The sequence below is a fragment of the Martinezella calliandrae genome (genome assembly GCF_030272695.1).
In the GTDB taxonomy this organism is placed as follows: domain Bacteria; phylum Pseudomonadota; class Alphaproteobacteria; order Rhizobiales; family Rhizobiaceae; genus Rhizobium; species Rhizobium calliandrae.
Window position 1 is genome coordinate 1 of the sequence record NZ_JARFYN010000041.1, and the last position, 14,405, is coordinate 14,405.

Genomic DNA, 14,405 nt, shown 5'->3' on the forward strand with positions numbered 1-14,405 from the left:
CCAGACGGCCTTCAGCTTCCCATCGGCGCAATGTCGTGATCGACACGCCCAAAACTTCCGCCGCTTCGCCTATGCTCACAAATCTCTCCATTTTGGATGGATATACATAGATTCACTAAGATTGCAAGCGAACTGTTCTAACCCTCCCCGTAGGGAGAGGGTAGGTTGCTTCAATGGCTCAATTCTAGCGTCGCGTTCTCCAGCCAGGCCCGGATATCCCGATCGTGGATCAAAGGTATCAGCGCCTCCCGGGTCTTGGCGTGATAGTCGTTCAGCCAGTGCAGCTCGTCATGCGTCAGCAGTTCCGGAAGAACGAGACTGCGGTCGATCGGGCAGAACGTCAGCGTTTCAAAGCCGAGCATCGGCATATCGCCGCCCTCGATCTCCTCAGCTTCGCGTATATAGATCAGGTTCTCGATACGAATGCCGAAATGGCCGGGACGATAGTAGCCGGGCTCGTTCGACAGGATCATGCCGGGCAACAGTTCCTGCGTCGACAGCCGCGAGATGCGCTGCGGTCCCTCATGCACGGAAAGATAGGATCCAACACCATGGCCTGTGCCATGGGCGAAATCGACGCCGGCTTTCCACAGCGCGATGCGCGCCAACGGATCGAGATCGCAGCCGCGCGAGCCCTTGGGGAAGCGCGCCGTGCTGATGGCGATCATGCCTTTCAGTACCAGAGTGAACAGGCGCTTGTGCTCTTCAGAGACCGCGCCAATGCCCACCGTGCGGGTGATATCGGTGGTGCCGTTGATATATTGCGCCCCAGAATCGATCAGAAACAGCTCGCCGGCTTGAATCAGCCGGTCGGTGGCCGTCGTCACCCGATAGTGCATGATCGCCGCATGCTCACCGGCACCTGCAATGGTGTCGAAGGAGATATCCTTCAGCGGGTTCTGCATGCTCTGACCAAAGCGGGCGCGGCTTGCCTCCAGCCGTTCGGCGGCGGCTATTTCCGTGACGGTGCCAGGCTTGCTGGTATCCAGCCAATAAAGGAATTCGACCATGGCGGCGCCGTCCTGCAGATGAGCGGCGGCCGAACCGTTGATCTCAGCGGCATTCTTGCGCGCCCGCGGCAGCCGCGCCGGATCTGTTCCCTCCACCACCTCGCCGCCTTCGCGGCGGATAATGTTCGTCAGCGCGTAGGAGGCCAGATCGGGATCGACGAAAATGCGCCCGCCATTTGCCGAGGCAGCAGCCAACTGCTTGACGAAATCGGAGGGCGGCAATTGCGTGCAGATCTGCGCCAGATAGGCCTCCACCTCGACATTGGTCTTGCGCTTGTCGAGGAAAAGCTCAGCCTCGCCCTCGGCATAGACGATGGCACGGGCAAGAGGATGCGGCGTATGAGGCACGTCGTTGCCGCGAATATTGAAGGTCCAGGCGACCGAAGACGGATCGGTGATAAGCGCCGCCTTAAGGTTTTTGGCCTTAAGATCGGCCGCCATGGTCGCCAGCTTGTCTTTGGCCAGCACGCCGGCCTGCGCGATATCCTGGATAATGACGGCGCCCAGCGGCTCGGCCGGCCGGTTGCTCCAGAGCCTGTCGAGCGGGTTATGCGGCAGGACGATGAGCTTGCCTCCGATTTCCGCCAGCGCCTTCTCCAGGCGCCGAACCTCTGCGCCGGTATGCAGCCACGGATCGATCCCGAGCTTGAAACCTTTGGGCGCATGGCGCGGCAACCAGAGATGCGGCGGCTCGTCGACCAGATCGCCGCCGGTAAATACGGATTTGTCCACCTGTTCCGCAAGCTGCGTTACATAGCGACCATCGACAAAAACCACGGCTTGAGACTGTGTCACAAGTGCAACACCCGCCGAGCCAGTGAAGCCCGTCAGCCAGGCCAAACGCTCCGAACATTTGGGCACATACTCGCCTTGATATTCGTCGGCGCGGGGCACCAGAAAGCCATCTATGCCGAGATCGCCGAAGGCGGCGCGTAGACCGGTGACCCGTTCGCGCCCGAATTGCGGGGTGGAGGTGACGTCGAAAGACTGGAACATGGCTTAATCCGAAACTGATCGAGAATCCGTGAAACTGTGTGCTGACAGCATGTTAGAGCATGATCCCACCAAGAGTGAAACGATTTTCGGACCGAATCGTACGCTATCGATCCGATGGGGAGTTCCGATCAACAAACACCCAAGTGAGGCGAGTCGCGCGTTAACGAATGCGCCCATTTCGTGAGCAGAAGGATGGATTGTGACACCATCACGGCACATAATATGCATGAACTGCATAGCTCCCATGAAGCATGCCCCCTGCCACGCACGAGGGCTAGTCGCTATATCGGCGCCATCAGACGGGGTTCGCGGCGAACCCACTCGAAAAGGACTATGACAATGACTATCTCCCGCTCCGCATATGTTAGCCCGGCGCTGGCAGGCGAGCGTCGCACCGTCCGCCACTCCATCGGCGCGCTTCGTCAGCTCGAAGTCGAAACGTCGAAGGCAATCGGCGCCAACCGTGGCGGTCGCAACTAACAGTTACAGAGCTACGCGTTCTTTTGTCGCGATCCGGAACTCCTCCTCCCTCCCCGGATCTTGGCCTGAACGGTAGAGCCCGCTTGAGCACTCCTCCACACGCTCGCGGGCAAGATCGGTGAAATACCGATCTGCAAGGCGGTGCTTCGGCACCGCCTTTTGCATTTTAAGCGCTGGCAAGCACACCCGCTAGAAATGGACCGGCTCAAGGCCGGTCGAGATGGATCGTCACCCAGCCGTTGCGCCAGATGGTGCGCACATGGCGCATCCTCGCGCCATTATAGGCGGCCAGCACCTTCCAGCGCTGCTCGGCGAGGATGCCGGAAAGGATGACCGAACCGCCAGGAGCGAGATGGGCGACCAGTTGCGGCGCCATCCTGATCAGCGGCCGTGCCAGAATATTGGCGATGATCAGATCGAAAGGCCCGTGGCGGGAAAAGGCTGTGGAATGAAAACTAGGCGCGGTCTCCAGGGCAATACCGGAGGCAATGCCGTTGCGGCGAACATTTTCGCGGGCGACGCGGACGGCGACGGGATCGATATCCGTAGCGAGAACCGGAATATTGCGCAATTTGCGCACACCGATCGCCAGGACGCCGCTGCCCGTGCCCAGATCGAGCGCGTTGCGCACGCGCCGGCTGGCGAGCACTCTTTCGATCGTCTCCAAGCAGCCCGCCGTCGTGCCGTGATGGCCGGTCCCGAAAGCCTGGCCAGCATCGATCTCGATGGCGATATCGCTCGGGCCCACCTTGTCGCGGTCATGCGAGCCGTGCACCAGGAAGCGCCCTGCCCGAACCGGCTTCAGGCCCTCCAGTGATTTGGCAATCCAATCGACATCCGGAATGACTTCCTTTTCGATGACGAGCTCGGGAAAGGCCGGCTTTAGGACGTTCGCAAAACGGGCGCGCACGTCGTCCTCGTCGACTGCATAGAGATAGATCGAGGCTTCCCAGATATCCTTCTTCTCATCGATCTCGGTGGTGGCAATCGGCAATTCTTCGTCTTCGAACACCGGCGTCATCAGATCGAGAATCTGTTCAGCCTTTTTCTCGGTCGTCGTCACATAGAGGCGGATTTCACTCAAGTCTTCGATCTCTCTTGCTTCTTATTCGGCCCAGTCGATCCATGGCGGCGTTGGCGTGTCATAGCCGGCAATACTGTGAAGCAGCTGACGCCGCACCGGTCCGAAACGCAGAAGCAGCGGCGCAAACAGATTGCGCGCGACAATCGCCAGCGGATTTTTCATGGTGACCATTCGGGTCAGGCCATAAGTTTGCTTCAGCACCTGTTTCACGGCTGGAATTCTGAGCGCCGAATACTCCTGTTCGCGTCCTTCCGCAATGAGCCAGGCGAGCCAGCAGGCATCCTCTATGCCGAGATTCATGCCGCGGGCTCCCGCCGGGGAATGAATATGGGCTGCATCGCCCGCCAGGAACACGTTGCCTTTGCCCATCGGCTCGACATGGCGGAAATGGATGCGAAACTGCGAGACCCAGGTCTTCTCGGCAACCACCTCGGGATGAACGATACGGCTTTCGAAGTCCTCGAGCGTCGAGATGTAACGCAGCACATCGGCCGACACCGGCAAACGTCCGAGCATACCCGGATCGCAAAGGGTGATCTCGGCGAAATGCGCATCCACCGGTTTCTGATACCGAAAATCGGCGAGATAGAAATGAGCCTCCAGCGCTTCGCCGGGAAAACCGGCGCCGAGCGCCCTGCGAACGGTCGAATGCGCACCATCGGCTCCGACGAGGATATCGGGGCGAACCATTTCGGTGGTCCCATCGGCGCGCCGCAATGCCACCTCCGGCTTCAGCGGATCGGCGATCGTTTCCGGCGCGACCGCAGTCTGCCATTCCGGGGCGATGCCGTAGTCCGCAAGCGCTTCGATCAATAAACGCTCAGTTGCTCCCTGCGCCAGGCCGTGAATGGCGCAAAAGCGTCCGGGCAAACGCCTCGTATCGACGTTGGCAAGTATTTTGCCTGCGGAGCGGAGGCGGAAATGGGCGATCGGCTGAGCGGCTGCGACTATATGGTCAGTAACGCCGGCGGCCGAAAGCAGTGTCAATGTGCGGGCATTGATGCCGAGAGCCCGGCTCTCCTCTAAGGGGGCCGGCCCTTGGCCATCATCGACGATGCGCGGGACAAAGCCGCGGCGGGCAAGTTCCAGGGCCGCAGCCAGGCCGACCGGACCAGCACCGGCAATCAGGATGGATTTGGCCGTCGCCCCGTCCCCCATCGGCGCTCCTATCCCTTCTTGATCAGGTTTTCCAGCTTCTTGACCGCTACGTCCGGGTCTTCCTGATAGGCGATCGTGCCTGCGAAACGACCGGCGGAGTCGAAGAGGAAGACCGAGGCGGTGTGATCCATGCTATAATCGCCATTCGGGTCCTTCTCGTCGAGCGGAACTTTCTTGGCGTAGACCCTAAAGCCCTTGACCATTTCCATCACCTTGTCTGGATCGCCCGAAATGCCGGTGATACGGCTCGAGACGTTGGAGACATACTGGTTCATGATCGCGGGGGTATCGCGCTCCGGATCGACAGTCACGAAATAGGCGTTGAGCTTCGTGCCGTCGGGATCGACCTTCTGCATCCAGCCGTTCAACTCGAACAGGGTCGTCGGGCAGACGTCGGGGCAATGCGTGTAGCCAAAGAACAGCGCCGATGGTTTGCCGCGAAACGCCTGGTCGCTGATCGGCTGGCCATTCTGTGCAACCAGCGTGAACGGCACCCCATATGGGCCTGCACTCGCGACATCCGGTGCCCTGGTGGTCCCAAAGCTTAGCCAGCCCAACAGCCCGGCCACAATTATCACGACTATCCAGACAACAATCCGCACGGTCTTCATCGCTGCTTTTCCTTATCGCCCGCCGCGGCTCGATATGTTGGCGGCGGGCATCATTGCGTGGGTGTAGCCGGTTGAAGTGGAGGAGGCAATTCAAGAAGATGTTTTTGAGCGTACCGGTCCATCTCGATATCAAGGAGCCGAGTGCAAAGATTGGTGACCGGCCCACTTTGTTAAACCAATCCTAACCACTCCGCGCCAACATCGAGAGACACTGAGGCTAAATCCGAACCGCCAGCCGCCGGATATGCGGCAGACCAATCTTCTTTCAGAAGGGCATGACGCCCGCCGGTGCAGGAAAGCGTTTTTCGACCGCCAACGCCACCGGATGCTGTCGCAGCCGCCGAGCCGCCGCAGCCGATCCCTTTTCAATCGCTGCCGCCGCCTGCCGCCGGCGCCAAACGGGAAGTTCTTGACCATGACGAATGCCATCAAACAATCGGGCGCCTATCTGGAGATCGTCTCCTTCCATCTCGGCGACCAGGAATTCTGCATCGACATCATGGCCATCCGCGAAATCCGCGGCTGGGCGCCTGTAACTCCGATGCCGCATACCCCGCCCTATGTGCTTGGCCTCATCAACCTGCGCGGTGCGGTGATCCCGGTCATCGACATGGCCTGCCGTCTCGGCATGAAGATGACCGAACCGTCCGAACGCTCCGCCATCATCGTCACTGATATCGCCGGCAAACTCGTCGGCCTGCTGGTCGAGCAGGTTTCCGACATGATGAGCATCAAGAGCGAGGATCTGCAGCCGGCGCCGGAAATCATCCCGGAAGCGCAGCGCGCGTTCTGCCGCGGTATCGTGGCGCTGGAAAAGACCATGGTATGCTTCCTGAACCTCGACACCGTCATTGCAGACGAGCTCGCGCAGGCAGCCTGATTATTCGGAAAATGCCGCAAACCAAAATCGCCCTGGAGCAGCAGCTTCAGGGCGATTGTGTTTGTAAGACCGACGCCGCCAGCAGGGGTGTTGCCGGTGCGCCAGTCGCGCAGGCCGTGAACAGATGGAATGAGACTTCCACGTTCGCTCCTAGAACTGCACCAAAACGGTGCAGCCCGAAAGCGACCGGGAGCTATTCAACAACCAAACGGCTGGACTTTTTTTGGTACAAACCCCTTGACGATTGCAAATGCGGTATCCCGGTAATCCTATTTGGGTTTGCCGTTCTTCCAGGTGACATTTTGACCAAACAGTGGAATGGTCGAAATCGCCATTTTCGCTGAACCGTCGGTCAGTTGGCGCGAATGGATGAGATAGATCAGGGTGTCGTTTTTCTTGTCATAGATTCGGTTGACCACCAGCTTCTTCCAGATCAGCGATAGGCCGGCGCGAAACACTTCCTCGCCACCCTCCGACAAGCTGATATTGCCAATCTCGATCGGTCCGGTCTGGCGGCAGGCAATGGAGTTGTTGGAGGGGTCCTCGAACCAGTTACCGTTTTTCAGCCGGTCGATGACGCTGCGGTCGAAATAGGTGACGTGGCAGGTAACGCCGGATACCTCCGGATCAGGCACGGCGTCGACCAGAATGTCGTTGCCGGTCCAATCGACCCCAACCTTGCCGACAATTTCGGCCGAGGCGGAAACAGGCGCCAGTACCAGGAGCGACGCGGCAATGGCACCATGCAATTTCAGTGAAATCATCGAACATCCTCCAACATCGCCGCCGGTCTTGCCGCGGCACCGCTAAGGTAAGATGGCGGTTCGGGGATGCAAGGAGGTCGGGGCGCTCCTCAAGCGCCCCGCTATCCCTCATAATTCTTTCAAGACGACCTCGCCGGTCTCCAGAAGCGATTTGAGATTGGAGAGAATTTTCGGCCACCCGCCGGAGACGGCACCGATGAACTTAGCGTTTTCCAATTCCATCGAATGGGTGACGGTAAGCTTTACCGAATCCCCCAGGGGCTCGATGTCCATCACGCATTGCGACCAGCCCTCGGCCTTCAATTCGGGCATGAATTCGTTTCGCCATTTGATAGCCAGACGCTTCGGCGGATCGAAGGCCTCGATTTCGCCGGTGTCGGTGACCCGCCCGTCCGGATAAGTCATCTTCCATGGTGAGCCGACCTTCCAATCGGTCTCGTGCTGGATATTGAACCAATATTTCTTGATGAATTCGGGCGTCGTCAGCGCCGTCCAGAGCTTGTCCGGTGTGGTGCGTATATAGGTGACATAAACAAAGCTGCTTCCGGTCATGATATTTCTCCTCCTGTCGTGGGTTTGGTGTTTGCTGCGATCTGGCGGCCGCTACTGGTCGCCATCGCCCTCCAGAGCTTTCTTGAGAGCGGAAAGAGCACTCAATTGCCGGCGCTCGAATTTGTTGATCCAGCGTTCGGCAATATGGTTGATCGGTACGGGATTGATGAAATGCAGCTTCTCCCGGCCCTGCCATTTAACGGACACGAGGTTCGCCTCCTCCAGGATGGCAAGATGCTTTGCCACCGCCTGGCGCGTCATCTCGAGCCCCTGGCAGAGCTCGCCGAGCGACTGGCCGCTCTGATCGTATAGCCGATCGAGCAACTGCCGCCGGCTTGCATCCGCCAAAGCTCGAAAAACCGCATCGTCGTTCATACCAAACATGGAGCCATTTAGTTGCCTATTAATGCGTTATAGGCAACTATTTGGTTGCATGTCAAGCGACATGTTCGCAGACTGCGGCAAGACCGATTAAGGCAGCGCTTCATTCGCTAGATGGCGATGGCGTATTGATCCTGCTCCATGCGCAGATGTTCGAGCATCCGTGCAATTCCCTCCTCCAGACTGACGCGTGGAGTAAGCCCATAGGAGCGCTGCAGCGCGGTATCGCCGCAGCGATAGAAAACGCCTTCGGGGCGATCGCAGCGGCCGTTTACAACGGGGTTCCAGCCAATTTGCCGGGCGATGATTCCCGCCAGCTCCATAAAGGAGGTAGCTCTGCCCGTCGAAAGGTTGAGGCTGGCGCCATCGGGCAGCAGTTCCTTGGTTTGCCAGATAAAATCGATGCAGTCATCGATATGGATAAAGTCCCGGCATTGTCGGCCGGAACCCCAGACGAAAACTTCCGCAGCACCCCTTTCATCGAGCAGGCGGCGACAAATGGCGGGAAATGGATAGGCGAGATCCTGATCCTCGCCAAAGCCGCTGAACGGCCGATAGGAGATGGCCCGGTTGCCATAGCGCTCGACATAGAGCTTCATCAGATATTCGCCGGTCAATTTTGCCCATCCATAGCTGAGATCAGGCACGCCGATGGCGGCCTGGAAAGATATCATATCCTCCGAAAGCAGCCGATGGTTCGCGACCGTTTGCAGCGAGATGGGATAGGCCGCGCTGGAGCTGAAGAATACGACGCAGCCCGGTTTGGCGTGCGCGGCCCATTTCCACAATTCCGTATCCACCGCCAGATCCTCGGCCACATCGAGCGTGCGGGCCTCCAACGTCACGCGGCCGCCGACTAGCGCCGCGAGATGGAAGACATAATCGAAATGCTCCAACGGACGGCAAAAGAAAGCGCGGCAGTCCTCCTCGAAAAAAGTAAAGCGCGATCCGGGAAAACGCTGCCAGAGTTCGGGATGCCGTGCCCCAGTTCCTTCGACCAATTGATCGACGCAAACGATATCCAGGCCTTCGGCCAAAAGTCGCCTGATCAGATGCCTCCCAACAAAACCACAACCTCCCGTTACCAATGCCCGCGCCATGTGATTGCCCCCTTTTGTTTTAGTTATTGAGCGAAGAAACCGCTCCTGCCCGTATAGATATCGACCATGCGCCGTCCCCATTCCGCCTTGCTCGGCGCAATTCGTTGGCCAAGTGCAAGCGCGCCTTCGCATAGTCCCCGCATCAGCTTGTCGTCATCGGTACTCGCCAAGCGTTCCGCCAGCGAACCGGCGTCGCCGCTTTTAAAGACCAGCCCGGCGCCGTTGCGTTCTACCTCGGCGGCAATCAGCGCATTGCTGCTGACGATGACGGGAATGCCCGACATCAGCGCCTCGGCGGCCACTAAACCGTAGGGTTCGGGCATGCGCGACGGCATGATAAAGACGCGCGCCTCCCCCGCGAGCGCCGTAACCTCCTCATCAGCCAGCCAACCCGGCACCCAACAGTGCGGCAACGCCCGCTGCATCTCGTCGAGCAGCGGGCCACGGCCGATCAGGGTTGCCGTTCTCCCGGTCTTGTTTAATGCGTCGGCGAGCGTGCGAACGCCTTTCTCCCAGCACATGCGTCCCAAGAAGACGGTGCGGCGATTGCGCCAGGCCTCCACTGGAACCGGCGTCAACGGCTCGGTCGGCGTGCGCAATGTCAGAAAATGTTGTAGAGGGCCGGAACGCAGATAGGTTTCCATGCTCTCATGCGCCAGCACGATGCCGACGCGGCTCCAGAACTCCTCGCCGACGCCGCGTTGGGTCAAGGTGCGGCGAAAGCGCCAGAGTTTGTGGAGGTAGTTGCGCTTGTCGCAATTGGTCGCAAGACACTCCGCCGATAGCGGGCGGACATTACAAATCGCACCAGTTTGGAAATTGATCAGCCCTCCATTCGGACAACTCAAGAAGAAATCGTGCGCCGTGATGATGACCTTGGCCTTATGTTTGGCGAGGGCGTAGAAGATCGACGGCGAGAGAATTTGTGACCAGCCGTGCACATGGACGACCGTCTCTTCATCTGTTTCCGTCAACAGCGCGTCCAGCGCCTCGTAGGCACGCTTGTTATAGTTTTTCTCGAAAACGTCGGTGAAGGTAGGTCTGTCGCGCAGCGGTCGTTGGCCAAGGGCGACCGTGCGTATGCCCGCAAAGCGCGGCTTCAGCCCTTCGCCATCATCGCCGACCAGAACGGCGCAATTCAGCCCGGCCTGCCTGCTCGCTTCGATGCATTGCAACGCAACTTTGGTTGCGCCGCCGCGAATGATCGAGACATCGTTGACAAGTATTAGACGCATAGAACCCGACACTCACCAACAGCATTTGCGTGGGGCCGGACGAAAGGGATTCGCCTTTTACATCATGCCCCTGGCGGTATTCAGGGGCCTGTTGGTGTCAGAAAACAATTCATCCTTTCGTATTAAGGCGAGCGGTCGCACGACACGCGCGAGTAGGCCTGCAACCCCTGCTACTTCCGTTAGGGGAGTTGACTTGTTAAAAAAAACTCTGGAAGTTCGGCCCATGATCGCAAACTGTGCCATCGTGATGCATCGTCTCACCACCTCGCCCCTTAAAGGGAGAGTGGGAGCAGTATTGCGTTAAGCTGACTGCGATCCCTTTCAACCCTGCCGAGGCGAGTAGGGTTTTGAAGGCTCTGCTCTCCTCTTGAACCTCAAGGAGAGCGACATGAATCCCGAGCCACCAGATCCAGACGAACGACGATTTCGAAAACGGGGCGAGTGCGAGATCCGCGCCGCGCGGCCATCCGACGCCGAGGCGATAGCCCTCATCGCCAATTTGCCCGGCTACCGAGCTGGCACGCTGCGCCTACCCTTTCAGAGCGTCGAGGAAACCCGACAATGGCTGGACAAGCCCGCATCCGAACAGCTCAGCCTCGTTGCTGTGCTTAACGGGCAAGTCGTTGGCAACGCCGGCATGCGCCGCCATTCGGGCCGCCAAATTCACGCCGGCCATCTCGGCATGGGCGTCCACGACGATTTTACCGGCCGGGGCATCGGCTCGGCGCTGCTTGCCGCCCTCATCGACACCGCCGACAATTGGCTGGCGATCAAACGCCTGGAACTGACCGTCTACGTCGACAACGAACCTGCGATCCGGCTTTACGAGAAATTTGGTTTCGAGACCGAGGGCCGGCTCAAAGCCTTTGCGTTTCGCAACGGTGAATATGTGGATGCGTTCACGATGGCGCGCGTGAGGATGTAAGTGGCGACGGCGACGATCCTTCGGTCCGCCGCCGTCGATCATCCCCCTATCAACGCCAGCCACTCATCCTCGGTCATGACCTGCACATTGAATTCCCGCGCCTTGTCCAGCTTCGAACCTGCGCCCGGTCCGGCGACAACGATATCTGTCTTTTTCGAAACCGAGCCGGAAACTTTGGCGCCGAGACTTTCGGCCTTGGCCTTGGCTTCATCGCGGGTGAATTTCTCGAGCGATCCGGTAAAGACCACCGTCTTGCCGACGACGGGACTGCCCGATGTGGTCGGCTGCTCTGCTGCCTGTGGCCGCACTTCTTCGAGCAGCTTCGAGATCACGGCGATGTTGCGCGGTTCCTTGTAGAATTCGACGATAGCGCGCGCCACGACTTCGCCGATCCCTTCAATATTGTTGAGGTCGTTCCATGCGTCCCCCGCAAGAGGCGCCGCCTCCTTCATCCCTACTTCGAAAGCCTCGTAGGTGCCGTAGGAGCGCGCCAGCAGCTTTGCCGTCGTCTCGCCGACATGGCGGATGCCGAGCGCGAAGATGAAGCGAGATAGAGCGATATCGCGCCGCTCGTTGATGGCTGCATAAAGCTTGGAAACACTGACCTTACCGAAGCCTTCGATATTTTCCAGCTTGGTAAGCGAAGCCTGCTGGCGCCTTTCCAAAGTGAAGATATCGGGTGCGGTGCGCACCTGCAGTGCCGGATCCTCGTTCTCGAAGAAGAAATCGATCTGCTTGGAGCCTAGGCCCTCGATATCGAAAGCGTTGCGCGACACGAAGTGCTTCAGATGCTCCGTGGCCTGCGCCCGGCAGATGAAGCCGCCGGTGCAGCGCGTCACCGCATCGACCTTGCCTGTCTTTTCATTGATGTCGCGCACCGCATGGCTGCCGCAGACGGGACACACCTTGGGAAACTCGTAAGGGGCGCTTGACGCTTCCCGCTTATCCAACACCACATCGACGATCTGCGGAATGACATCGCCGGCGCGCTGCACAATCACCATGTCGCCAACCCGGATATCGCGGCCATCGCGGATCGGCTCGCCCTTGTTGCCGATACCCTTGATGTAGTCGGCATTGTGCAGCGTCGCGTTGGTCACGACGACGCCGCCGACGGTAATCGGCTCCAGCCGTGCGACAGGCGTCAGCGCACCCGTGCGCCCCACTTGTATATCGATGCCCGTCAGTCGGGTAAATGCCTGTTCCGCCGGGAATTTATGCGCTGTCGCCCAGCGTGGCGAACGAGAGCGGAAACCGAGCCTGGCCTGCAGCTCGAGGCTGTCGACCTTGTAGACGACGCCATCGATATCATAGTCGAGGTCCGGACGCTGAAGGCCGATTTCGTCATAATGGGCGAGAATGTCGGCGACCGAATTCAGCCGCTTCATCAGCGGATTGATCGGAAAACCCCATCTGCCGAAGGTCTGCACCATGCCGAGCTGGGTGTCGGCCGGCATGTCGGACAACTCCCCCCAGGCATAGGCAAAGAATTTCAGCTTACGGCTGGCCGTGATCTTCGGATCGAGCTGGCGCAGCGAACCGGCCGCGGTGTTGCGCGGATTGACATAGGTCTGCTTGCCTTCCGCTTCCATCTGCGCATTCAGCGCCAGGAAGTCGCTCTTGGCCATATAGACCTCGCCGCGCACTTCCACGACCGAGGGGGCGCCGGCGGGCAAGGTCTGCGGGATTTCCTTGATGGTGCGTATATTGGCGGTGACGTTTTCGCCGGTCGTGCCGTCGCCACGCGTCGCCGCGTTCACCATCCGACCGTTCTCATAGCGGATTGACATGGAAAGCCCGTCGATCTTCGGCTCGGCGGTGAAGGCGATCGACTGATCCGGCGACCGGCCAAGGAAACGATAAACGCCAGCAACGAAATCCTGCACGTCTTCCTGTGAAAAAGTATTGTCGAGCGACAGCATCGGCCTTGCATGCACGACGGGCGCAAAGGTTTCGGAGGGCGCAACGCCAACCCGCCGTGATGGGCTGTCGGCGCGAATCAACGCCGGGAAACGTGCTTCGATGGCATCGTTGCGCCGCTTCAGCGCATCATATTCGGCGTCGGTGATTTGAGGCGCGTCCTGGCCGTGATAGAGCGCATCATTTCGCGCAATCTCGGCTGCCAAATGGGCCAGCGCCGCGGCCGCTTCTTCTTCGGTCAAATCGTCAATGGGCTTCTGTTCAGTGCTCATCAATCTACACTCCCCGATTTCGCAGATGTTTTAGAGCAGTTCCCGGAAAAGTGCGAAGCGGTTTTGCGTTCGGAACTCGTAAACACAAAGAGAAAAATCTAAAGCGCGATTTCAGACGCTACCAGCCGTGATGGTGGCGTTCACGACATATTTGCGCGACAAGCGGTCAGTCGCGGTGTTACGTCTATCGCAAGCAATTTGAGATAAGGTATCAATGGAAGCCAGCTCTTTGGAAGTGATGGCCTCGTCAGTAAAAATTCGAAATCACGTATGAAGCATCGTCCTGCCGTTCTCTCCATTTCTCTCGTCATTGTCGTCATAATCATGAGTTCGTTCGTCAGCCGCTCTGCTTTGGGGCTGGTCGTTAGAGCCTGCGAGATTAACGCGACCCTGACAGGTTCGCCGTATCCGTGCCTCAAAATAGTCCAGGCGCAGGATCCGTTGTCATCCTACGCCGTTCTGCGCGAGCCGACCGACAAGGAGCGCACCATTCTTGCGCCACTAGCCGATGTGCCCGGCATCGAAGACCCCCGCCTTCTTGCGGCGGGAGCGCCGAACTATTTCGACGCCGCATGGCGCGAGCAATCGACCGCAATCGCCCCGCGCGCTTTTAAGGTTGCGCCACAGGATTTTGCGCTGGCGATAAACGCCGCCAGTTGGCGCACACAAGATCGGCTGCATATCCACATGGGGTGCGAGACGCCGCGCTTTCGCGCTCTGCTGAAGACCCATACGACAGAAATTGGAACCGGCCGGTTTACAAACCTGGGGACCAACGCCGGTTGGTGGGCAACATTCCTGACAGCCGATGACCTGTCAAAATTGAACCCGTTGAGGCTCGTCGCAGACGGTGTTGATGGAGCCCGTTCCAATATGCAAAACGTCGTCGTTGGCGTCTTTGGCTCCACATTGCCGGATGGACAGCATGGCTTTTACATTCTGGCGAGAATAATCGGGGCAAACAAATACCGCGGATCCGCAGAGGATATGATTGACCCCAAATGCCTGCCTTAGGCGCTCCGCTTCGGGCCGAAAAT

Annotated in this window: 15 protein-coding genes; 4 read left to right on the forward strand and 11 right to left on the reverse strand. The window is 58.9% G+C overall.

The window, feature by feature from the left end:
- A partial coding sequence (locus tag PY650_RS25400) for a MerR family DNA-binding transcriptional regulator (RefSeq protein WP_285878726.1) occupies window positions 1–91 on the reverse strand: 91 nt, incomplete at its 3' end.
- Between the two features lie 79 nt (window positions 92–170).
- Window positions 171–2,006 (reverse strand): aminopeptidase P family protein, encoded by a 1,836-nt coding sequence (locus PY650_RS25405; RefSeq protein ID WP_285882356.1) that lies wholly within the window; start codon window positions 2,004–2,006, stop codon window positions 171–173.
- Window positions 2,007–2,345: 339 nt separating this feature from the next.
- Between PY650_RS25405 and PY650_RS25410 the strand changes: the two genes are divergently transcribed.
- Window positions 2,346–2,486 (forward strand): hypothetical protein, encoded by a 141-nt coding sequence (locus PY650_RS25410; protein ID WP_285882357.1) that lies wholly within the window; start codon window positions 2,346–2,348, stop codon window positions 2,484–2,486.
- 205 nt (window positions 2,487–2,691) lie between these two features.
- Here PY650_RS25410 and PY650_RS25415 read toward each other — a convergent pair whose 3' ends face one another.
- The 3 genes from PY650_RS25415 to PY650_RS25425 are packed head-to-tail and all read right to left on the reverse strand — an operon-like array spanning window position 2,692 to window position 5,339.
- The gene (locus PY650_RS25415; RefSeq protein WP_285882358.1) at window positions 2,692–3,570 is read right to left on the reverse strand and encodes a 50S ribosomal protein L11 methyltransferase; all 879 of its coding nucleotides are present in this window, start codon (window positions 3,568–3,570) and stop codon (window positions 2,692–2,694) included.
- A 21-nt stretch (window positions 3,571–3,591) separates the two neighbouring features.
- On the reverse strand, window positions 3,592–4,728 hold the full coding sequence (locus PY650_RS25420; protein WP_285882359.1) for an FAD-dependent oxidoreductase: 1,137 nt from the start codon (window positions 4,726–4,728) through the stop codon (window positions 3,592–3,594).
- 8 nt (window positions 4,729–4,736) lie between these two features.
- A complete protein-coding gene (locus PY650_RS25425) occupies window positions 4,737–5,339 on the reverse strand; it encodes an SCO family protein (RefSeq protein WP_285882360.1) in 603 nt (200 codons plus the stop codon).
- Window positions 5,340–5,754: 415 nt separating this feature from the next.
- Between PY650_RS25425 and PY650_RS25430 the strand changes: the two genes are divergently transcribed.
- The gene (locus PY650_RS25430) at window positions 5,755–6,219 is read left to right on the forward strand and encodes a chemotaxis protein CheW (RefSeq protein ID WP_285866326.1); all 465 of its coding nucleotides are present in this window, start codon (window positions 5,755–5,757) and stop codon (window positions 6,217–6,219) included.
- Window positions 6,220–6,488: 269 nt separating this feature from the next.
- Here the strand turns inward: PY650_RS25430 and PY650_RS25435 are convergent, their stop codons facing one another.
- The 5 genes from PY650_RS25435 to PY650_RS25455 all read right to left on the reverse strand — a co-directional run bounded on the left by PY650_RS25435 (window position 6,489) and on the right by PY650_RS25455 (window position 10,251).
- Complete coding sequence (locus PY650_RS25435) at window positions 6,489–6,983, reverse strand: CreA family protein (RefSeq protein ID WP_285882361.1); 495 nt, start codon at window positions 6,981–6,983, stop codon at window positions 6,489–6,491.
- Window positions 6,984–7,091: 108 nt separating this feature from the next.
- On the reverse strand, window positions 7,092–7,535 hold the full coding sequence (locus tag PY650_RS25440; protein WP_285882362.1) for an SRPBCC family protein: 444 nt from the start codon (window positions 7,533–7,535) through the stop codon (window positions 7,092–7,094).
- A gap of 51 nt (window positions 7,536–7,586) precedes the next feature.
- Window positions 7,587–7,910 (reverse strand): ArsR/SmtB family transcription factor, encoded by a 324-nt coding sequence (locus PY650_RS25445; RefSeq protein WP_285882401.1) that lies wholly within the window; start codon window positions 7,908–7,910, stop codon window positions 7,587–7,589.
- 116 nt (window positions 7,911–8,026) lie between these two features.
- Entirely contained in the window at window positions 8,027–9,016 is a 990-nt protein-coding gene (locus tag PY650_RS25450; RefSeq protein WP_285882363.1) for an NAD-dependent epimerase/dehydratase family protein, read from the reverse strand.
- Window positions 9,017–9,039: 23 nt separating this feature from the next.
- The gene (locus PY650_RS25455) at window positions 9,040–10,251 is read right to left on the reverse strand and encodes a glycosyltransferase family 4 protein (protein ID WP_285882364.1); all 1,212 of its coding nucleotides are present in this window, start codon (window positions 10,249–10,251) and stop codon (window positions 9,040–9,042) included.
- A gap of 388 nt (window positions 10,252–10,639) precedes the next feature.
- On the opposite strand from PY650_RS25455, the gene PY650_RS25460 reads away from it, so the two are divergent.
- Window positions 10,640–11,176 carry a GNAT family N-acetyltransferase gene (locus PY650_RS25460; protein WP_285882365.1) on the forward strand — a complete coding sequence of 179 codons (537 nt, stop codon included), beginning with the start codon at window positions 10,640–10,642 and terminating at the stop codon, window positions 11,174–11,176.
- 38 nt (window positions 11,177–11,214) lie between these two features.
- On the opposite strand, the gene ligA is transcribed toward PY650_RS25460, so the two are convergent.
- Complete coding sequence (ligA, locus tag PY650_RS25465; RefSeq protein ID WP_285882366.1) at window positions 11,215–13,368, reverse strand: NAD-dependent DNA ligase LigA; 2,154 nt, start codon at window positions 13,366–13,368, stop codon at window positions 11,215–11,217.
- A gap of 270 nt (window positions 13,369–13,638) precedes the next feature.
- On the opposite strand from ligA, the gene PY650_RS25470 reads away from it, so the two are divergent.
- Entirely contained in the window at window positions 13,639–14,382 is a 744-nt protein-coding gene (locus tag PY650_RS25470) for a CDP-diacylglycerol diphosphatase (RefSeq protein WP_285882367.1), read from the forward strand.
- The last annotated feature ends 23 nt before the right edge of the window (window positions 14,383–14,405 follow it).